Raw genomic sequence first — 19890 nt, forward strand, 5'->3', positions numbered from 1 at the left:
CGACTGCGGCTTGAGGCCTGATTTACCGCAGATTTTGCGTTCAGCGCGCCTTGGGATCGGCCCGCAGCGCCGGCAGGACCGCGGGTGCCCCGGACGGCAGGGGCCGCGCCGGGTCGCGCAGCCAGGCCTCGACGTCGGCGAAGACGGCTTCAGCCTGCAGGTCCCGGTTCAGGATATGCCAGCCGTCGGCATAGTAGCCCGTCGTCAGATTCGCCCGCTCGCCCGCCTGCTCCAGGGCGCGGCGCATCGGCCGCTTGGTGATGATCTGGTCGTGGGCGCCGTACAGCAGCAGGGTCGGCTTTTCGACGCGGCCGAGGCGCAGGGTCGCCGTCTCCATCAAGTCGACCAGGCCGTACAGGGAATCGAACCGGGTCGACAGGATCGATAAGGGATCGCGGCCGTTGCGGATCAGCTCCAGCGTATTGTCCGAGGCGCGGATGTCGCGCACGGCGAACGACGGCGGCTCGACCCGCTTGGCCCCCATCAGGCGAGCGGCGGCCCACAGCCCGGCGCGATTGAAGGCGCTCTGGCTGGACCAGCCCCAGACGCCGGGCGCCAGCAGCACCACCCGGTCGGCGTCAGGGGGAGTGTCCGAGCCGAAGGCGGCGATGGCGGACGATCCGCCCATGCTCTCGCCCGCCACCACGATCAGGGCGTCCGGCCTTTGCGCGCGGACCAGGGCGACGATGGTGCGCAGGTCCTGGCTGGTTAGGCTCTCGGCCGCAAACTCGCCCCGTCCGGGCGCCAGGCCGAAGCCGCGCTGGTCATAGGCCCAGGTCTCGATGCCCCGTGTCGTCCACCACGGCCCGGCGAAGCGGAAGGAGGCGTAGTGGTCGTTGAACCCGTGCAAGGCGACGATGACGGCCCACGGCGCCTGCTCCTGCGGGCTCCAGCGCAGATAGGGCAGCCGCGCTCCGTCCTGCACCACAAAGGCGCCGCGCCCCAGGGTTCCTTTCTCGACGCGCGGACCGGTGAAGCCTGAGGGCGGCGTCAGGGGCGGCTGGACGTAAGGCGTGGCGCAGCCTGCGAGACTGAGGGATAGGGCTGCAAGGGCTACCGCCCATCCACTCCGCCTAGTCTTCACGCCAATATCTCCGCTGTCCTCTGGCGAAGGTAGGGCAGAACCTCGGCCTCGAACCAGGGATTCTTCTTCAACCAGGCCGTATTGCGCCAGGACGGGTGCGGCAGGGGCAGGATATCCGGCGCATAGTCGCGCCAGGCGCGCACCGTCTCGGTCATATTGGTCTTGACCCTGTCGCCCAGCGCCCAGGCCTGCGCATAGCCGCCGACCAGCAGGGTCAGCTCGACCTTGGGCAGTTCAGCCAGAAGGCGCGGCCGCCAAAGCTCGGCGCAGCGGCGCGGCGGCGGATAGTCGCCGCCTTTCGGATCGGTGCCGGGGAAGCAGAAGGCCTGGGCGGCGACGCCGAGGCGCGCGTCGCCGTAGAAGGTCGCCTCATCCACCCCCATCCAGTCGCGCAGGCGAACGCCGGACGGGTCGGTGAACGGCAGGCCGCTTTCATGCACCCGCCGGCCCGGCGCCTGGCCGCAGATCAGCAGGCGGGTTTCCGGCGCGACCATGACCACCGGGCGCGGCGTGTGCGGCAACAGGCCCAGACACGCCCGACAGGCGTGGATTTCGGCCAGGACCGCGTCGAGCGCAGTCTCCGGGCCGTTTTCTGGATCAGTCGAAGTCGTCATCCGACGCTTCGACCGGCGGCAGAGCCGCGAGGGCTGCGGCCGTCTCGGCCTCGGTCGGGAGGCGCAGACGGATCACGCCGCGGAAGTTGTTGGGGTCGACGACCTTGCCCTTCTTGGTGATGGTCAGCCTGCCCTGACGCATCAGGCCCAGCGCCGTGGCCTTCACCTTGGGCAGCATCCGCTGCCACTGTTCGGGCTGCAGTTCCTTGGCCACATCGGCCGGTTCAATGCTCTTGCCGCCGACGTTTTTCGGATCGGCCTTGGCCAGTTTTTCAAAAATGGCTGCTTCGATTGGATCGCTCATAGGCGCTATATGCGGCAGCCCGAGTTCAGAAAGAAGGCGTAATCGCATGGTCGGCAGGATCACCATCACCGAAGGCGAATTCGCCGGCTGGGAAACCTATGAGGTGACGCACAGCACCTTTGATTCGACCGTCGGCCCCTTCTATCGCCGGCCCGACCCTGACGGCTCGATGCGCTGCGCCTTCCGGGCCGAGCAGAAGCACATGAATTTCGGCGGGCGGATGCACGGCGGCTGCCTGATGACCTTCGCCGACATCGCCATGTTCCAGATCGCCTATCAGGAGATGGAGGGGGCTTCGGGCGTGACGGTGCAGCTGGATTCCACCTTTATCGACGGCGCCTATGTCGGCGAACTGATCGAAGCGACGGGCCAGGTGACCAAGGCGGGCAAGAGCCTGATCTTCGTGCGCGGCCAGATCGTCACCGGCGAGCGGCTGCTGATGACCTTCTCGGGCGTGATCCGGAAGTTCACGCCGCGCGATTGAATCGCACGCCTAGCGCCAGTGTCATGGCGACGGCAGCGGCCGGCCACAGAGCGTCCAGTCCCAAACGGCCATAGACCACGGCGCCCAGCAGCGCGCCGCCGACCAGCCCGGCCCACAGCACCATATAGGGCCGGAACGCCCAGGGATCGCCGCCCCGCACCGCCGCCGCCAGGGCGTGGCCGGTCTTGACGAGCGTTCCCGTCATATAGGTCAGGCTGACCCCGACCTCGCCGTCGCGCAGGAAGACCGAGTTCTCGACGGCCATCGCCATGACCATCAGGCCGATGGCCACAGGCGCGATCCCCGCCCCCGCCGCCACGGCGGCTCCGCCCAGCAGGAAGGCCTCGACCGCCAGCACCCGGCTGCGCGACCGCGCGCCCTCGCCGCCCGCGACCAAGGCGCCGAGCATGGCGCCCAGCACGAACAGCGCCAGCACCCCGGCCACCGCGCCCGTCGCCTGCCACCGCCCCTCGGCCAGGCTGACGGCCAAGCGGGTGCTGTTGCCGCTCATGAAGGAGACGAACACCCCGCCCAGGTGCAGGAAGCCCAGGCTGTCGACATAGCCCGCCAGGGCCGCCAGCAGCAGAGCCAGCCAGCGATCCGACCGCGTCAGAGTGCGCAAGGCAGGCTCACATCCCCGCCGCCGCCGCCGGACGGGCGCGGCACGCCTCCAGCCAGCGGGCCAGATGGGTCAGTTCCTCTGGCGGGCGGCATTTGACCAGCCGTGCGAAATCCAGGCCCACGGCCCCGACGATGTCGGCGATGGTGAAGCGGTCGGCGGCGATGAACTCATGATCCGCCAGATGCCGGTCCAGCGTCTTCATGAAGCGTTCGGCGCCCAGGCGGTTGTATTCGGCGACCTGGGGCTGGGGCGCCTCAAGCGCGGCCAGGGCCGGATGGGTGAAGCGCACGTTCAGCATCATCGGATTGGCCAGATACATCTCGCACCGGCGCATCCACATCTCGATGATCGCCTGCTCCTTCGGATCGCGGCCGAACAGGTTCGGCTCGGGGTGCAGCGCCTCCAGATAGCGGCAGATGGCGATGGATTCGGTCAGGCAGGTCCCGTCGTCCAGTTCCAGCGCCGGAACGTGCGGCACGCCGAACTTGGCGCGATAGGCCGGTGTGCGGTGCTCGCCCGCCAGAAGCTCGATCTCGACCAGTTCGACGTCGGTCACGCCCTTCTCGGCCATGACCCAACGGACGCGGCGCGGATTGGGCGCGCGGCGGCTTTCATAGAGCTTCATCAGAGGGTCCCTTCGGCTGCCCTCGGAAACGCTACTAGGCGAAGACGGCGGCGGGCAAGGCCCCGACGATGCAGGCGGTCATCAGGGTCGCCAGAAAGCCGGCGAACAGCGCCTTCCACACCAGGCCCAGCACCTCCTCGCGACGCTCGGGCATCAGCACCGACAGGCCGGTGACGGTGATGCCGACCGAGCCGATGTTGGCGAAACCGCACAGGGCATAGGTCATCAGCATGCGGGTGCGCTCGCTCATCTCGGCGGCTGGGACCTTGCCCAGCTCGATGAAGGCGACGAACTCGGTCAGGGTCAGCTTGACCCCCAGCAGCCAGCCCGCCTTCTGGGCGTCGGCCCATTCCACGCCGGTCAGCCAGGCTACCGGAGCGAACAGCCAGCCCAGGATGCGCTCGACCGTCAGCGGATCTCCGGCGATGACGAAGCCGCCCAGAATGATGTTGGCCAGCGCCACCAGGGCCACGAAGACGATCAGCACGGCCGAGATGTTCAGCACCACCATCAGGCCGTCGGACGTGCCCTTGACGATGGCGTCGACGGCGCTGTCGTACTTCAGCGCCGAGTTGTAGTCGGCCACCGCCCCGCCCTCGCCGGGCTTCTCCGGGATGATGACGCGCGCCAGCATGACCCCGGCCGGAGCCGAGACGATGGACGCGACCAGGACGTGGCCCGCCGCATTGCTGAGCACCGGCGACAGGATGGTCGCATAGGCCACCATGGTCGAACCGGCGACAGTGGCCAGACCCACCACCATCATCAGAAAGACTTCCGAACGGGTCAGCTTGTCCAGATAGGCGCGGATGACGATGGGGCTTTCGATCATGCCCAGAAAGACGTTGGCCGCCACCGCCAGCGCCGAGGCGCCGCCCAGCCCCATGGTCCGCTGGAACAGGAAGCCGAAGCCCAGGGTGATCCACTTCAGGATCTTCCAGTGCCACAACAGGGCCGACAGGGCCGAGATCACCAGGATCAGGGGCAGCACCTTGAAGGCGAAGGTGAACAGGGCGCTCTCGTTGGCCACGGCGTAGGGCTGATCCCCGCCCGCCAGGAAGCCGAAGACGAACTTGGTGCCCTCCTCGGTCGCCAGCTCCAGCCCCTTTACGGCATTGTTGATGCCGTCCAGCACCACCTGCGAGCCGGGAATGGCGAAAGTCGCCAGCACCAGAGCCGCCTGCACCAGCACCGCCCCGATCGCCAGCCGCCACGGAAAGGCGCGGCGGTTCTCGGAGATCGCCCAACAGACGGCGACAATGACGACCAGCCCGAACAGGCTCTGGAGGTTCAGAAGGCTGAACATGAAACAAGCGGCTCCGCGACCGGCGCTATGGGAGCCGGCTTCTTAAGTTGCGCATCAACGCCAGCAGAAGGCCGCTGGCAAGGGGAGACTTCCCTTCTCCCGATGGGAGAGGGCGACTAGAGCGTTCCGCGCACCAGCTTGCCGTAATCGTCCATCAGGCTGAGCGACAGGTCGCCCGGCGTGAAGCGATAGTCGCCGACCTGGCCCACCGGCGTCACCTCTGCGGCCGAGCCGGTCAGGAAGCATTCGGAGAAGTCAGCCAGTTCTTCCGGCAGGATGTCGCGCACGACGACTTCGACGCCGCGCGCCTCGGCCATCTCGATGACGGTCTGCCGGGTGATGCCGTCCAGGATGTGGTCCACGCGCGGGGTGTGCAGAACGCCGTCCCTGACGAAGAAGACGTTGGCGCCGGTCGCCTCGGCCACATAACCGCGCCAGTCCAGCATCAGGGCGTCGTTGAAGCCGCGCTTTTCCGCCGCCGTCTTGGACATGGTGCAGATCATGTACAGCCCCGCCGCCTTGGCCGTGGACGGGGCCGTCGCGGGGTCGGGACGACGCCATTTGGCCCACTCCAGCGCAATGCCCTTCTTCTTGACCTCGGGGTCGAAATAGCTGGGCCATTCCCAGGCGGCGATGGCCAGGTGAACCTTGCTGTTCAGCGACGAGACGCTCAGCTGTTCGGCGCCCAGGTAGGCGACAGGCCGGATATAGCAGTCGATCAGGCCGTTGCGGACGCAGGTTTCCTTGCAGGCGGCGTCGATCTCGGCCACGCTATAGGGAATCTCGAAGTCGAGCAGTTCGGCAGAGCGCTTCAGGCGCTGGCTGTGGGCTGTGAGCTTGAAGATTTCACCGCCATACATACGCTCACCCTCGAACATCGACGAGCCGTAGTGAAGGCCATGGGTCAGGACGTGCGTTTTCGCTTCCCGCCAGGGGACGAAGTCGCCGTCAAACCAGATCCAGCCGTCACGATCGTCGAAAGGAACGAAGGCCATTGAAGTACGTCTCCTGCGCAACGATCTCGGTTAGACGCCTGCCGCAACCCAGCGTCAACGGCGCCTCGCAGGGAGAATGGCGATGAGCATGGTCGAGCCGCGCGCCAACGGCCGTTCCGGTCCCGTCGCCCCGGCCGGCAGCGGACGGCACATCCTTGTCGTCGACGACGACGACCGCATCCGCGAACTGCTCAAGGAGTTCCTGAGCCGCGAGGGCTATCGCGTCACCGGCGCCGCCCACGCGGGCGCCGCGCGTCGCATGGTCGAACTGATCGAGTTCGACCTGATCGTGCTGGACGTGATGATGCCGGGCGAGAGCGGCTTCGACCTGACGACCTGGATCCGCAGCCAGGCGGCGCTGTCCAAGACGCCAGTGCTGCTGCTGACGGCCAAGGGCGACCCGGACGACCGGATCGAGGGCCTGTCGCGCGGGGCCGACGACTATATGTCCAAGCCCTTCGATCCGCGCGAACTGGCGCTGCGGATCGAGGCCATCCTGCGCCGCACCGGCGGCAAGCTGATGACGCCCAGAGAGATCCACATGGGCCCCGCCGTCTTCGACATGGAGCGTCTGGAACTGACGCGCGACGGCGCCCTGCAGCGCCTGACCGAGGCCGAGGCGCAACTGCTCAAGACCCTGGCCATCCACGCCCATTCGCCGGTCGAGCGCATGACCCTGTCGCCCGACACCGCCGATGTGACCGGCCGCGCCGTCGACGTGCAGGTCACCCGCCTGCGCCGCAAGCTGGAGGCGGACCCCAAGAACCCGCGCTACCTCCAGACCGTGCGCGGCATCGGCTATATGCTGGCCCCGGACTGAGGCGACGCCGATGCGGCTGATGCCGTTCAACGTCTGGACGCGCTGGATCAAGCGCCGGGTGCCGACCTCTCTGTGGGGCCGCTCGCTGCTGATCATCGTCCTGCCTGTCCTGATCATGCAGGCGGCGGTGACCTGGGCCTTCTTCGACGCCCACTGGCAGGCGGTAACGGCGCGCCTGTCCGAAGGCCTGGCGGGCGACGTGGCCTGGGCGGCCGAGAGCTATCGCGACGACCCCTCGGCCCGGAATCTGGCTCTGATCTCGGAACGCGCCGAGCGGTCGATGCAGTTGTCCATCGCCTTCCAGCCCGAAGCCTCCCTGCCCGCCGAAGAACGGCGCGGCGCCCTGGGACTGGTCGACAGGACGCTGGAAAAGGCCCTCGCCTCGCGGCTGGACCAGCCCTTCTGGTTCGACACCACCCGCTACCCAGCCTATGTCGATATCCGCGTGCAGGAAGCGGACGGCGTCCTGCGCGTCATCGCCCCGCGCGAGCGGGCCGTGGCGACGCAGGCCCACATCTTCGTCCTGTGGCTGATGATCGCCACCGTGCTGCTGCTGGCCGTGGCGGTGCTGTTCATCCGCAATCAGGTGCGCGCCATCGAACGTCTGGCCCACGCCGCCGAAGCTTTCGGCCGGGGCGAAAGCGTGCCGCGTTTCAAGCCGCACGGCGCGCGTGAGGTGCGGGCCGCCGCCAGCGCCTTCCTGGACATGCGCTCGCGCATCCAGCGCCACATCGACCAGCGCACGGCTCTGCTGGCCTCGGTCAGCCATGACCTGCGCACGCCCCTGACCCGTCTGCGGCTCGAACTGGCCCTGGCGCCGCCCTTCAAGCGCGCCGAGGCGATGAAGGGCGATCTGGACGAGATGGAGCATATGATCGACGAATACCTGGCCTTCGCGCGCGGCGAGGCCGGGGAAGCCGCCCAGACCATCTCCGTGCCCGAAATGCTGCGCCGCGCCGCCGACGACGCCCGCCGCGCCGGGGCCGCCGCCGAGGTCGAGACGCCCGACGACCTGAACATGCTGGCCCGGCCGCTGGCCTTCCGCCGGGCGATCAACAATCTGGTCGGCAACGCCGCTTCGCATGGCGAGCATGTGCGGCTGTCGGCGCGCCCCCTGCCCTCCGGCGGGCTGGAGATCACGGTCGAGGACGACGGCCCCGGCATCCCCGAAGACATGCACGAAGAGGCGTTCCGCCCCTTCTCGCGGCTGGACGCCTCGCGCAACCAGAACCGCAAGGGCGTGGGCCTGGGCCTGGCCGTGGCTCGGGACGTGGCGCGCAGCCACGGCGGCGACATCGCCCTGGGCCGCAGCGAACTGGGCGGGCTCAAGGCCGCGATCCGGCTGCCGGCGGATCGTCGCGCCCCCTAGATCTTTGAGCGGCGCCCCTAGCGGAACCGTAAAATCATCGCCATCTTGTCCCGTGTTCCAGGGGGGCCTGGAATTCTGGAGCCTGACTATGCGTCCTATTGCTTTTCTTGCACCGATCGCCGCCGTTCTCGCCCTCTCTGGCGCGGCTGCGGCTCAACCCTCGGCCGTCGTCGTGACGGTCAGCCCCCACTTCGCCAAGACCGCTGCGGAGTTGGGCGAGCGCGACGTTCAACAGCAGGTCAGCGATCTGACGCGCACGCTTGAACGCGTGTTGACGGATCGTCATGCGCTGGACGGCGCCCGGCTTGAACTGGTCATCACCGACCTGAAGCCCAACCGTCCGACCATGCAGCAGTTGTCCGACAAACCGGGGCTGGACGGCATGCGCAGCCTGTCGATCGGGGGCGCCGCGATCGAAGGCACGGTGACGACGGCTTCCGGCGAGGTTCAGCCGGTCAAGTTCGACTACTACACCCGGACCCTAGCCGACGCGCGCGGCGCCACCACCTGGACCGACGCCCAGCGCGCCTATGACCGCCTGGCCCGCAATCTGGCCGACGGGCGTTACGTCAAGCGCTGAAGCGCCTGACGATCAGCCGCTGAGTTCAGTGGACTTGGCGACCGCCGCCTTCACGGCGCTTTCGACAGAATGGTCGAGAGCGCCGTTTTCATTGAGGGCGACCAGACCGGCCTGTGTCACGCCGCCTGGCGAGGCCACACGGTCGATCAGGGTGTTCAGCGCCTCGTCGCCCTCCACGCCCGCCGCAGCCGAACGCAGAGTGGCGCGCGCCAGGCGGGCGGCGGCCTGGGGCGACAGGCCCTGGGCCTCTCCCGCCTCGGCCAGAGCCCGCGTGAAGGCGAAGAAATAGGCCGGGCCGCAGCCGGACACCGCCGTCGCCGCGTGCATCAACGCCTCGTCGTCCAGCAGGACGGTTTCGGCGATCGGCTCGAACAAGGACTGGCCGAGCTTCAGGGCGTCCGCGTCGGCCGACCACAGCGTCGCCACGCCCCGCGCCTGAGCCACGCCGGTCGTCGGCATGACACGCACGACCGGGCGGCCGTTGTAACCGTCAGAGATCGTCTCGCCGCGCACCCCGGCCATGACCGAGACGATCACGGCTTCAGCGGCCAGATGCGGCAGCACCGCCTGCGCGGCTTCCAGCCATTTGGCGGGCTTGACGCCGATGACGAAGGCGCGGGCGTTCGCCAGTTCTTCCAGCGGCGGATTGATCCGAGCGCCCCTGGCCCGCGCCGCCTCGGCGACCGGCTTCTCCGAAGGCGTCAGAATGATCAGATCGGTCGGGTCGACGGCGCCCGTCGCCAGCCAGCCTTCCAGAATGGCCGAGCCCAGGCGTCCCACGCCCTGAAGAACGACCGGACGTCCCACACTAGCCATCAGGCATTGCCCACCGTCTCGAACAGGCAGGCGTCGATCGCCTCCTGCGGCTTCTTGGAGCCGCGCACCATGAAATCGAAGGCTGGATAATAGCGGTCCGCCGCCTCGACCGCCGCGTCGATCATGGACGCGGCCTGCGCCAGCGTCGGGCGTTCGGTGTGCGGGAGGGCCAGGGCGTGGCGGAAGACGATCTCGCCCTCGTCCGGCCAAATCTCGAAATGGCCCAGCCAGGTGCGCTGATTGATCATGGAGACCAGTTCATAGGCCGCCGCCCGGCGCGTCTTGGCCACGCGAAGGTCCAGCGCCAGGCACAGCTGAAGACAGTCGCCTTCGGGCCGCCAGGCGAACCACAGCTCATAGTCCTTCCAGTCGCCGGCCAGGGCGAAGGCCAGATCGCCCTCGTCCGTGCGGTCGAACGGCAGGTTCTCCGCCGTCAGGACGTGTTCGACCACATCCAGCGGATCAAAGGGCAGGTCGACCTCTTCGGGTCTCACAGCATCCATCAGGCGTTCAACTTCTTCAGCAGCGACAGCGACTCAAGTGAGCGCTTTCGAGGACGGTAGGCGTGTTCGCAGATTCGGCTCAACCGGCTGAATCCGGGGTCGAGGCTGCGTCTGTGGACGATCCCTTGGCGGCCTTCTTCGGGGCGACGGCGGCGGCCTTCAGCGCTGCGATCTCAGTGCGCAGGGCGGCGATCTCGTCCTTCAGCACATCGAACTCGTCGCGACGCACCAGATCCATTTCGGCGACGAAGCGGTCGGCCTGGGCGCGCCAGGCGGCCTTGGCCTCTTCGCCCGCGGCCTGGGCCAGGCCCATGGCGCCGGTGGTCAGCTTGGCGAACTCATCAAGGAGGGGATTGCGCGTCTGCATGGCGGCCTCTTGAGAACTCCCGGACCATCGGCCCGGACATGGTTAACGGTGCATTGATTTGGGTAAACCAAACCTTACCTGCCTGCGGCCTATAGACTGCTTCGCGGGAAAAGCGCGCGACGAATGCAGTCCCGCTTGCTAGACCAAGGACAACTTCTGAAGGCGCAGACGGAGGCCCCGTGCCCTTTCCCGAATTCGACCCCGTCCTGATCCATCTCGGCCCCCTGCCCATCCGCTGGTACGCCCTAGCCTATGTGGCCGGCATCGTGCTGGGCTGGTGGTATGCTTCTCGCCTGGCCAAGACCGAGCGGTTGTGGGCGCCCGGCAAGCCGCCGGTGACGGGACCGCAACTGGACGATCTGGTGCTGTGGATCACGCTGGGCGTCATCCTGGGCGGACGTTTCGGCTACGCCCTCTTCTACAAGCCGGCGATGTTCGCCCAACTGTTCACCGGCGACAGCTGGGGCGAGCGGCTGGAATTGCTGCAATTGTGGACCGGGGGCATGAGCTTCCACGGCGGCTTCCTGGGCGTGGTCGTGGCCCTTGCCCTCTACGCCCGTCGGCAAAAGGTGAACCCGCTCAGCCTGGGCGACCTGATCGCCCCGGTCGCGCCGCTGGGTCTGTTCTTCGGCCGTATCGCCAACTTCATCAACGGCGAGCTGTGGGGCCGCGAAACGACGGTCCCGTGGGCCATCCGCTTCTGCAACGAGCGCATCCAGCAGATGTACGGCTTCTGCCCCGCCGGCAATGAGCCGCGCCACCCCAGCCAGCTTTATGAGGCCGGGCTTGAGGGCCTGCTGCTGTTCGTCATCCTGTCGCTGGCGATCTGGAAGTGGCGGATGCTGAAACGTCCGGGCTTCGTCACCGGCCTGTTCCTGCTGGGCTACGGCGTCTGTCGCGCCGCGCTGGAGAACGTGCGCCAGCCCGACGCCGGGCTGGAGAACCTGCCGCTGGGCCTGACCATGGGCATGATCCTGTCGATCCCGATGATGCTGGTCGGCGCCTGGCTGATCTGGCGGGCGCTGAAGAAGCCGGAAGTCGCGGAGGCGTAAGACCACTATGGCGGAGACGCTCAAGGACCGGCTGGTCCGCGAGATCGTGCTGATCGGGCCGATGACGGTGGCGGACTACGTCACCCGCTGCCTGCACGACCCCAGGGGCGGCTATTACGCCACGCGCCCGGCGCTGGGGGAACGAGGCGACTTCATCACCGCCCCCATGGTCAGTCAGATGTTCGGCGAACTGATCGGCCTGTGGGCCGTCGAGACGTGGAGCCGCCTCGGCGCGCCCGAGCGGGTGCGGCTGGTCGAGGTCGGCCCCGGCGACGGCACGCTGATGTCCGACGTGCTGCGCGCCGCGCGGCTGGTTCCGGCCTTCCTAGAGGCGGTCGATCTGATCCTGATCGAGCCCAGCGCCCCCTTACGCGCCGAACAGGCCCGGCGCCTAGCCGACGCCGACGTGCATCCGCGATGGCTCAGCGCCCTAAATCAGGTCGAAACGGACGCCCCCGTCATCCTGATCGCCAATGAGGTACTGGACTGCCTGCCCGCGCGCCAGTTCATCAAGACCGAGGGCGGCTGGGCCGAGCGCCGCATCGGCGTCACCGACGACAATGAGCTGACCTTCGGCCTGACCGCCATCGCCGACGGCTTCGAAACGCCCGGCTTCGATGTCGAACCGGGCCAGATCATCGAGATTTCCGAACAGCAGGCCGCCTTCGGCCGCGATCTGGCCAGTCTGATCCGGGCCGCCTCGGGCGCCGCCCTGCTGATCGACTACGGCCGCAGCAGACCCGAGGTGGGCGACACGCTGCAGGCCCTGCGGCGGCACCAGAAGGTCGATCCCCTGTCGACGCCGGGCGAGGCCGACCTGACGCAATGGGCTGACTTCCCCCTGGTGCTGGAGGCCGCCGTGCGCGGCGGCGCCGACGTCACCGGCTGCGTCGGCCAGGGCGCCTTCCTCAAGGCGCTGGGGATCGAAGCCCGCGCCCAGCGGTTGATGCAGGGACGCCCCGAAGCCGCTCCGGTCATCCAGCGCCAGTTGGACCGCCTGACCGCGCCGGATCAGATGGGCGAACTGTTCAAGGCGGCGGCGATCTTCTCGCCGCGCTCGCTGGCCCTGCCGGGATTTGAAGTATGAGCTTGGCCCCCATCACCCACCCGTTGCTCGACAGGGCCGGGGTGCGCCACGGCTTCTTCACCCGCGCGGGCGGCGTATCCGAGGGCGTCTACGCCGGGCTGAACGCAGGCGTGGGGTCCAAGGACGACCCAGCCCACGTCGCCGAGAACCGCCGCCGCGTGGCCGAATGGATGGGCGGCGCCGCTGACGACCTGTGCGGCTGTTATCAGATCCACTCCGCCGTCGCTCGCGTGGCCGAAAGCGGCTGGGCCGGAGAGCGTCCCGAAGGCGACGCCGTGGTCGCGGGCGTGACGGGACCGGTCCTGACCGTCCTGACAGCCGACTGCGCCCCCGTCCTGTTCGCCGACGCCGAGGCGGGCGTGGTCGGCGCCGCCCACGCAGGATGGAAGGGCGCCCTTGGCGGGATCATCCACTCGACCGTCGCCGCCATGCAGAGCCTGGGCGCCGAACCGGCGCGCATCGTCGCCGTCGTCGGCCCCTGCATCGCGCAAGGCTCATACGAAGTCGGCGCAGATTATCAGGACCGCTTCGCCCACCACGACCCCGGCAGCGAACGCTTCTTCGCTCCCGGCGCGACCGACGACAAACGCCAGTTCGACCTGCCCGGCTTCGTCCTATGGCGTCTGGAACAGGCAGGCGTTAGCGAAGCGGCATGGACCGGCGACGATACCCGCGCGGATGAAGGGCATTTCTACTCCAACCGTCGCGCCTTCCTGGCGGCCGAACCGGACTTCGGGCGGTTGATCAGCGCAATCACGCTAAGCTGACCCTTCTCCCTCAAGGGGAGAAGGAAGGCCTCAGCCCGCCATCGCCATGTCAGGCACGCGCACTGTTTCGCGCCACGCGTCCGGCTGGGCCAGCAGAGCGCGGACCAGTTTGTTGTTCAGGGCGTGGCCCGCCTTGACGCCTTCATAGCGGCCCAGCAGCGGCGCCCCGAGGACATAGAGGTCGCCGATGGCGTCCAGCGCCTTGTGGCGCACAAACTCGCGTTCCATACGCAGGCCGCCGGGGTTCAGGATCTGGTCGCCGTCGATGACCACGGCGTTCTCCAGCGAGCCGCCACGGGCCAGACCGGCCTGGCGCAGAGCCTCGACCTCATGGGCGAAGCCGAAGGTGCGGGCGGCCATGATGTCCGAACGGAAGGTCGCCTCGTCGACGACGAAATCCACCACCTGATTGCCGATGACCGGCGTCGGGAAGTCGATCTCGAAGCGCATCTCATAGCGGTCGCAGGGCAGAAGGACAGCGGACTTGTCGCCCTCCTCCACCCGGATCGGCTTCAGGATTTCGATAAAGGTCTGGGGCGCTTCCTGACGACGGAAGCCCGCGCGGTCCAGCAGTTGCACGAACTGCAGTGCCGAGCCGTCCAGGATCGGCAGTTCCGGCCCATCCACCTCGATCACGGCGTTGGAGACGCCCAGCGCCGACAGGGCGGCCATCAGATGCTCGATGGTCGACAGGCGCACGCCCGCCGCATTCTCGATCATGGTGTTCAGGCGCGCGTCCACGACCGCCTCGCCCGAGACGGGGATGCGGTTGTCGCGGTCGGTGACGTCGGTGCGCACGAAGACGATGCCGTGGCCGGGCGCAGCCGGCCGCACCACCAGACGCACGCGGCGGCCGGTGTGCACGCCGACGCCGGCGCAGATGGCCGGGGCGACGATGGTCTGTTCGTACTGGTCGTTGCGGACCGTCACTCGGATACTCTCTGTTGCGCGACCCGCCCCATGCAGGACGGTCTTCGCCTCACCCGACGTTTAACCACGCCGCCGCCAGGTCGAAAGCCAAGTCCAGTTTCGGATTGTTTCGGTTCGGTTACGGCAGGGCTTGAAACAGCCTGTCGCCGGGCAGCCATCCAACATCGGCCGTGATGAACGCCAAAAGAAAACGCCCCGGAGGTCGGCTCCGGGGCGTTCAATATCAGGGCTTTTTGGGTCGATCAGTTCGCGAGGCGGCGAAGAAAGGAAGGGATCTCCAGGTCGTCATCGTCGGACTGGCCCACCTGCGGGTCTTGCTGTTGGGGCTGCATCGACTGGGTCTGGCGCAACTGCTGGGTCGTGCGGTTCGACGACGGCGGCGGCGCATAGGATTGTTGCTGCTGCGGCTGCTGACGCTTGCGGCCGAACAGGCTCCAGCCGCTGCGGCGGTGATCGCGTTCGTCATAGAAGGGCTCTTCGGCGGGCTCGTCATGACGGGCGGCCGGACGCTGGGCCGGTTGCTGCGGCGCAGGCTGCTGACGCTGCGGGGCGCGATCGAAATAGAGGTCGCCCTGCTCAGTCGAGGCCGCAGGCTGAGTCCGGCTGGCGCCCTGCTCATATTCCTCGACCCACGGATCGACGATCGGCTCCAGATTGCGCGGCGCGTCACGGATGACAGGCTCAGGCTTGGCTTCAAACTTCGGTTCCGGCGCGCGGGCGGCCGGGGCTTCATAGGTCGGGGCCGGTGCCGGTTGCGACGACGCCTCGCGCACGGGGTCGATGCGGACTTCCGGCTGACGCGGCGCAGAAGCCGACGGAGCGCCCGTTCGGCTGAAGGTCTGACCCTGCGGCTCGATCTGCTGGATGACGGCCTCGTCCATACCGGTCGCGACGACCGAGACGCGGATCTTGCCGTCCAGGGCCGGGTCGAAGGCGGCGCCGAAGATGATGTTGGCGTCGCCGTCCACTTCGCCGGCGATGGCGTTGGCGGCCTCGTCGACTTCCAGCAGTGTCATGTCCATGCCGCCAGTGATGTTCACCAGCACGGCCTTGGCGCCCTTCAGGCTGGTTTCGTCCAGCAGCGGGTTGGCGATAGCGTTCTGAGCCGCCAGCAGGGCGCGGTCGTCGCCCGTGGCCTCGCCCGTACCCATCATGGCCTTGCCCATCTCGCTCATCACGGCGCGGACGTCGGCGAAGTCGAGGTTGATCAGGCCCGGCAGGATCATCAGGTCGGTGATCGAACGCACGCCCGAGTGCAGGACTTGGTCGGCCATGCCGAAGGCGTCCGAGAAGGTGGTCCGCTCATTGGCGACGCGGAACAGGTTCTGGTTCGGAATGACGATCAGGGTGTCGACGTAACGCTGCAGTTCGGCCACGCCCGCGTCGGCCAGGCGCATCCGGTGGCGGCCTTCGAAGGTGAAGGGCTTGGTCACCACGCCGACGGTCAGGATGCCGCGATCACGGGCGCATTTGGCGATGACCGGCGCCGCGCCGGTTCCAGTGCCGCCGCCCATGCCGCAGGTGATGAAAACCATGTGCGCGCCTTCCAGGTGCGCGTGGATCTCGTCGGCGCTTTCCTCGGCGGCGTTCATGCCGACCTCGGGGTGGGCGCCCGCGCCCAGGCCTTGCGTGATGGTCTCGCCCAGTTGGATGCGACGGTCGGTCTTGGCGAAACTCAGATGTTGGGCGTCAGTATTGGCGACGACGAACTCCACCCCCTCAAGGCCGGAGTCGATCATGTTGTTGACGGCGTTTCCGCCCGCTCCGCCTACGCCGAACACGACGATGCGGGGCTTCAATTCCGTGGCTTCCGGCCTGACCAGCGAGAGAGACATTGTGTAATTCCGACCTAAGGACCCTGCCCTTCGTCCCCAACGCGAAATCCCCGCCGAATCGCATTGGTTATGAGCGCGTTAAGGAAAACCCTGTCTGAGTTAACGAAGAGTTACCCTCGGTAGCGTGAGTCGTCGCGACAGGGAGCCCTGCGACCTAGCTTGGCCGCAAATAATTCTAGGAATCGCCTAGCGACATGCAGGCCAAGAAAAAGGGCGGCTCCGAAAAGCCGCCCCTCGTCTTGGTTGCTCAGCCTAGTCTTACCACGGACGGTAGTTCAGGCCGATGTTAAAGCGACGACCATAGGGGTCGAAGTTCGAGTAGATCGTGTTGCCAAGCCACGGAGCCTGCTCGGCGTCGAAGATATTGGTCACGCCAGCGCGCACGCTGAGATTGTCGCGCACGTTCCAGCGAACCAGCAGGTCGTTACGGACGAAATCACCCGTCCGCAGATACTCTACCGGACGAGCATCCATGTTGCTGATGAAGTCGCGGTACTTGGTGATGTGCTGCGACGATTGCCAGTCGGCAGTCCAGGTCACGCGCCACGTTTCATTCGGCGACCAGCTGAGGGCCGAGGTGAAGCGAACCCGCGGGTACGAACCGCCAGTGACCGCATAACCAGCGTACGAGGTGACATCGCCGGGGTCATTAACATTGTTGTAGTTGTCCTGCTGGATCAACCAGCTGCCGTTGATGCGGTAGTCAAACACCCCCCAGTTCCGGCTCAGGAACTCCTCGGTGTAAACTCGGTAGTTAGCGCCGAAATCCAGGCCCCGAACTTCGCGCTTGGCGTAGTTCAACGGCCGTTGGATGAAGGCGCCAATCGGATCCGTCGACGGCGCGCCGATCTTGAAGGCTTCCGAACGCTCTTGAGCGTTGGTGGGATTTTCGAACGCCGCATTCTTACGGAAGATGTCCGCGCAAGCGAGCTCATTCAGGCTCGGCCCCTTGACGCAGTTCTCAGCGACTGTCGCAGCCGAGACGGAAGCGATGACGTCGTCGATACGGATCTCATAGTAATCGAGCACCATGCTGAAGTTCGGAATGAACCGCGGCTTGAGCACGACCGAGAAGGTGAACGATTCCGATTCTTCCGGCCGCAGATTCACGCTGCCGCCGTTCTGCCCGGAAATCCCGGAAGAGTAGAGCGGGCGGTAGTCATCCTCGGTGGACGCCGTGTCGCCGGCAAAGTCATACGACAGGCCCATCTGAGCGGCCAGAGCCGTACAGTTCTTGATACGATTGGCCTTCTCTTCGGCCGGGATCGAACCGTTGATCTGACGCGTATCGCAAGGGTCGACGACGCTGTTCCAGAACGTCTCGCTCAGAGGACGGAAGTTCTCCGAAAGCGTCGGCACCCGAATAGACGTGTTCAGGCTCGTCTTGAACGCGATGTCCGGGATCGGCCGATAGACGAGGTTAACCCCGTACACCTCTTGCCCGCCGACCGTGGTGTAATCGGAGTAGCGGTAGGTGCCGCTCAGTTCTGCATATTCGCCCAGCATGCTGTCGCGGAACAGCGGAACGGACAGTTCGGCAAAACCTTCAGTGGTCTCATACGAGGCTGGCAGGAAATCCGCGCCGGTGTTCAGCTGAAGACGACGGTTGCCCGTGTCGGACGACCGGCCAATCGCTTCAGTATACTCTTTGCGATATTCCGCGCCCAACGCGACGCCGATAGCGCCCGCCCCCCAGAAGTCCCAGAGTTGGCCAGACACGACGGCAACGGCGTCGTGCTGTTCGTTGCGTTCACGGACGTTAATCGCCGCGTCGATGTAGGCTAGGCCCTCAGCGCTCTGGTTGCCCGCGCCGAAGACGTTCAGCGGCGTGCACTCATCGATGGCCGCGCGACCTTCTGCGCTGCCGCCGACCGTGCCGCCACGAATGGGGTCCGGAAGCGCGACGCCTTGGGCGTCCAGCAGTTTGGCACGGCAGACAATCGCGCCAGGGGCTCCGAGCACGCCGGCCGTATCGAAGACGGAATCGGCTGCAAAGTGTAGCCGCTCAACATCGACGCCGCGCTCCGTGTTGATGTTGTCCATGCTCCCGTAGGTGTAGGACAAATCCCAGCCGAAGTTTTTGACGAAGCCCACCTGGTCGTAATCGCCTTTGAGGGCCACAACATAGCGTTGCAACTCGCGATTGTTGGTTTGCGTGCGATCGGGGCCAAAGATGACGTGGCGAGCCCAAGGCGCCGGCGTCGGCGCAAGGGCGGCGCCCGGCTCCGTGAGCGTCGGTGCGCCGTAGTTGGTCACCGTGTTGGCGGCGATAGCGGCCTTGAGGTTGGCCGGGATAAAGGCGTTGTCCGACCAGCGCATGATCGCGTTGTTGCCCGAAATAGCCACCTGACGCGTGTCCGGGATAGCGCTGTCGCTCAGATACCAGTCGAAGAAGGACGGCTGGGTGACGAGATAGGTGTCCTCGTTGACGTACTTAGCTTCGACGTAGGCCGTGACGTTGGAAGTCACCTTCAGGTTGGCGCCGACCTGGAAGCGCTGCGACTCGGAATCCGGCAAGCGCGTGTTGGCCGAGAAGGTCGACGGGTTATCGCCATCGCCGCCGATATTGTAGGGGCGGTTAGCGCCTACCGTGCCGACCCGCGAGCCGAAGTTGGCCAGGCGCGCCGTGGTGCCGTCGAACCACCAGGTTTTCGCAGGATCTACGCTGTAGCAGGCTGCCGCATTGTAAGCGCCGCAGTTGGCTTGGGTGACCAGCGGGTTATTGCTGGCCGTCGGCTGCTGGGCATTCGCCAGCGTGGTTTGGCCCCACCGCGGCCGGTCCAGACGACGCACGCCCGTGAAGAGCAGGTTGTCATAGACGCCGTCGGCGTTCGGACCGATCGCGGGGCTGGTGGGATCGGCGTCAGTCCCCAGGACAACCGGCGCACGGCGCAGCCAGTCCATGTCGAGGCTGTCGACCGGATCCATGGCCTCATACTCGCCGAATGCGTACACATTCAGACGGTCGTCGAAGAAATTCCTACCAACCAAGGCCGAAAAGCGCTTGGACGCCTGACCGTCTTCGTTGATCCAGGCGTAGTTGGCGTCCATCTCGACGCCTTCGAAATCCTTCCTAAGAGTGAAGTTGAGAACGCCGGACACGGCATCAGCGCCGTAAACCGACGAAGCGCCGCCGGTGACGATCTCAATGTTCTCGATCAGAAGGCGAGGAATCGTGTCGACATCAACCGCCAAGGTGGCTCCTTGCGAGCCGACGTGACGACGGCCGTCGACAAGCGTCAGCGTGCGCCCAGCGCCCAACGCCCGAAGGTTCGCCAGCGCCAACCCGCCGCCATTCAGGAAACCCGTGGTGTCGGACGGAATCTGCGAGTTCGACAACGCCGGGATGCTGGCCAGGTAGTCCACCACCGTGGCCGCGCCCGTCTCCAGCAGCGCTTCGCGCTGGACTTGGATCAGCGGCGTCGGAGACGTGGTGGGATCGCGGCGAATACGCGAGCCCGTGACGACAATCTCTTCGACCTGGGACACCTGCTCCTCAGGCTGCGTCGACTGCGCCAGCGCCGGCGCCGAGATCGCCATGACGCCAGCGAGCACCGTCGTCCCAAAAAGATAACTGCGGTTCATTTTCATTGGATGTGCCCCAACTGTTAAACTCAAAGCGCCCAGGGAATTGAAGGACCCTTGTTAGCTTGGGTCTAACCAATAGCGGCCGGCAAGCAAGCTTTGTGTCGTGAATGGGGCCAATAAACGTCGTTCGTGTAACAATACG

20 protein-coding genes are annotated in these 19890 nt (G+C 66.6%); 7 read left to right on the top strand and 13 right to left on the bottom strand.

Translation table 11 applies throughout. From position 1 onward, the window contains the following. Positions 1-40: 40 nt before the first annotated feature. Genes H556_RS0112475 through H556_RS0112485 form a run of 3 tightly spaced genes read right to left on the bottom strand, consistent with a single transcriptional unit; the run spans position 41 to position 2002 of the window. Positions 41-1084: an alpha/beta fold hydrolase gene (locus tag H556_RS0112475; protein WP_029673617.1), complete on the bottom strand. Its 1044-nt coding sequence runs from the start codon at positions 1082-1084 to the stop codon at positions 41-43. Further along, the gene (locus tag H556_RS0112480; RefSeq protein WP_024354754.1) at positions 1081-1698 is read right to left on the bottom strand and encodes a uracil-DNA glycosylase family protein; all 618 of its coding nucleotides are present in this window, start codon (positions 1696-1698) and stop codon (positions 1081-1083) included. Before H556_RS0112480 ends, H556_RS0112475 begins: the two co-directional genes overlap by 4 nt. Next, complete coding sequence (locus tag H556_RS0112485) at positions 1682-2002, bottom strand: DUF3253 domain-containing protein (protein ID WP_024354755.1); 321 nt, start codon at positions 2000-2002, stop codon at positions 1682-1684. The genes H556_RS0112480 and H556_RS0112485 overlap by 17 nt, the downstream gene beginning before the upstream one ends. 46 nt (positions 2003-2048) lie before the next feature. Here H556_RS0112485 and H556_RS0112490 point away from each other — a divergent pair, with 46 nt between their 5' ends. Next, the gene (locus H556_RS0112490; RefSeq protein WP_024354756.1) at positions 2049-2486 is read left to right on the top strand and encodes a PaaI family thioesterase; all 438 of its coding nucleotides are present in this window, start codon (positions 2049-2051) and stop codon (positions 2484-2486) included. Here H556_RS0112490 and H556_RS0112495 read toward each other — a convergent pair. The 4 genes from H556_RS0112495 to H556_RS0112510 form a co-directional block, all read right to left on the bottom strand. Next, positions 2470-3108, bottom strand: a complete 639-nt coding sequence (locus tag H556_RS0112495) for a YoaK family protein (RefSeq protein WP_024354757.1) — start codon at positions 3106-3108, stop codon at positions 2470-2472. The two genes, H556_RS0112490 and H556_RS0112495, sit on opposite strands and share 17 nt — an antisense overlap. A 7-nt stretch (positions 3109-3115) precedes the next feature. Continuing rightward, positions 3116-3733 carry a glutathione S-transferase family protein gene (locus H556_RS0112500; RefSeq protein WP_024354758.1) on the bottom strand — a complete coding sequence of 206 codons (618 nt, stop codon included), beginning with the start codon at positions 3731-3733 and terminating at the stop codon, positions 3116-3118. A gap of 34 nt (positions 3734-3767) precedes the next feature. Then, positions 3768-5039, bottom strand: a complete 1272-nt coding sequence (locus tag H556_RS0112505) for a NupC/NupG family nucleoside CNT transporter (RefSeq protein ID WP_024354759.1) — start codon at positions 5037-5039, stop codon at positions 3768-3770. A 116-nt stretch (positions 5040-5155) separates the two neighbouring features. Then, the gene (locus tag H556_RS0112510; RefSeq protein WP_024354760.1) at positions 5156-6034 is read right to left on the bottom strand and encodes a branched-chain amino acid aminotransferase; all 879 of its coding nucleotides are present in this window, start codon (positions 6032-6034) and stop codon (positions 5156-5158) included. A gap of 88 nt (positions 6035-6122) precedes the next feature. Between H556_RS0112510 and H556_RS0112515 the strand changes: the two genes are divergently transcribed. The 3 genes from H556_RS0112515 to H556_RS0112525 all read left to right on the top strand — a co-directional run bounded on the left by H556_RS0112515 (position 6123) and on the right by H556_RS0112525 (position 8803). After that, complete coding sequence (locus H556_RS0112515; RefSeq protein ID WP_199683787.1) at positions 6123-6854, top strand: response regulator; 732 nt, start codon at positions 6123-6125, stop codon at positions 6852-6854. 10 nt (positions 6855-6864) lie between these two features. Then, positions 6865-8223, top strand: coding sequence for an ATP-binding protein (locus tag H556_RS0112520; RefSeq protein ID WP_004370787.1), 1359 nt, complete (start codon positions 6865-6867; stop codon positions 8221-8223). An 88-nt stretch (positions 8224-8311) separates the two neighbouring features. After that, positions 8312-8803 (top strand): hypothetical protein, encoded by a 492-nt coding sequence (locus tag H556_RS0112525; protein WP_024354762.1) that lies wholly within the window; start codon positions 8312-8314, stop codon positions 8801-8803. A gap of 12 nt (positions 8804-8815) precedes the next feature. On the opposite strand, the gene H556_RS0112530 is transcribed toward H556_RS0112525, so the two are convergent. The 3 genes from H556_RS0112530 to H556_RS0112540 all read right to left on the bottom strand — a co-directional run bounded on the left by H556_RS0112530 (position 8816) and on the right by H556_RS0112540 (position 10489). Continuing rightward, the gene (locus tag H556_RS0112530; protein WP_029673620.1) at positions 8816-9619 is read right to left on the bottom strand and encodes a pyrroline-5-carboxylate reductase family protein; all 804 of its coding nucleotides are present in this window, start codon (positions 9617-9619) and stop codon (positions 8816-8818) included. Then, complete coding sequence (locus H556_RS0112535) at positions 9619-10122, bottom strand: type III secretion system chaperone family protein (RefSeq protein ID WP_024354764.1); 504 nt, start codon at positions 10120-10122, stop codon at positions 9619-9621. Before H556_RS0112535 ends, H556_RS0112530 begins: the two co-directional genes overlap by 1 nt. 79 nt (positions 10123-10201) lie before the next feature. Continuing rightward, the gene (locus H556_RS0112540) at positions 10202-10489 is read right to left on the bottom strand and encodes an accessory factor UbiK family protein (RefSeq protein ID WP_024354765.1); all 288 of its coding nucleotides are present in this window, start codon (positions 10487-10489) and stop codon (positions 10202-10204) included. Between the two features lie 179 nt (positions 10490-10668). On the opposite strand from H556_RS0112540, the gene lgt reads away from it, so the two are divergent. From lgt to pgeF, 3 genes are read left to right on the top strand one after another with little or no spacing between them, the layout of a single operon-like run. Next, complete coding sequence (lgt, locus tag H556_RS0112545; protein ID WP_024354766.1) at positions 10669-11541, top strand: prolipoprotein diacylglyceryl transferase; 873 nt, start codon at positions 10669-10671, stop codon at positions 11539-11541. A gap of 7 nt (positions 11542-11548) precedes the next feature. Further along, positions 11549-12628 (top strand): class I SAM-dependent methyltransferase, encoded by a 1080-nt coding sequence (locus tag H556_RS0112550; protein WP_024354767.1) that lies wholly within the window; start codon positions 11549-11551, stop codon positions 12626-12628. Continuing rightward, positions 12625-13395, top strand: a complete 771-nt coding sequence (gene pgeF / locus H556_RS0112555; protein WP_024354768.1) for a peptidoglycan editing factor PgeF — start codon at positions 12625-12627, stop codon at positions 13393-13395. Before H556_RS0112550 ends, pgeF begins: the two co-directional genes overlap by 4 nt. Positions 13396-13425: 30 nt before the next feature. Here pgeF and lpxC read toward each other — a convergent pair whose 3' ends face one another. From lpxC to H556_RS0112570, 3 genes are all read right to left on the bottom strand, one after another. Continuing rightward, entirely contained in the window at positions 13426-14325 is a 900-nt protein-coding gene (lpxC, locus tag H556_RS0112560; protein WP_024354769.1) for a UDP-3-O-acyl-N-acetylglucosamine deacetylase, read from the bottom strand. A gap of 242 nt (positions 14326-14567) precedes the next feature. After that, the gene (gene ftsZ / locus H556_RS0112565) at positions 14568-16160 is read right to left on the bottom strand and encodes a cell division protein FtsZ (RefSeq protein ID WP_024354770.1); all 1593 of its coding nucleotides are present in this window, start codon (positions 16158-16160) and stop codon (positions 14568-14570) included. A gap of 258 nt (positions 16161-16418) precedes the next feature. Then, positions 16419-19751 carry a TonB-dependent receptor domain-containing protein gene (locus H556_RS0112570; RefSeq protein WP_024354771.1) on the bottom strand — a complete coding sequence of 1111 codons (3333 nt, stop codon included), beginning with the start codon at positions 19749-19751 and terminating at the stop codon, positions 16419-16421. Positions 19752-19890: the final 139 nt, after the last annotated feature.

The sequence above is a fragment of the Brevundimonas naejangsanensis DSM 23858 genome, assembly GCF_000421705.1.
GTDB classification, from domain to species: Bacteria; Pseudomonadota; Alphaproteobacteria; order Caulobacterales; family Caulobacteraceae; genus Brevundimonas; species Brevundimonas naejangsanensis.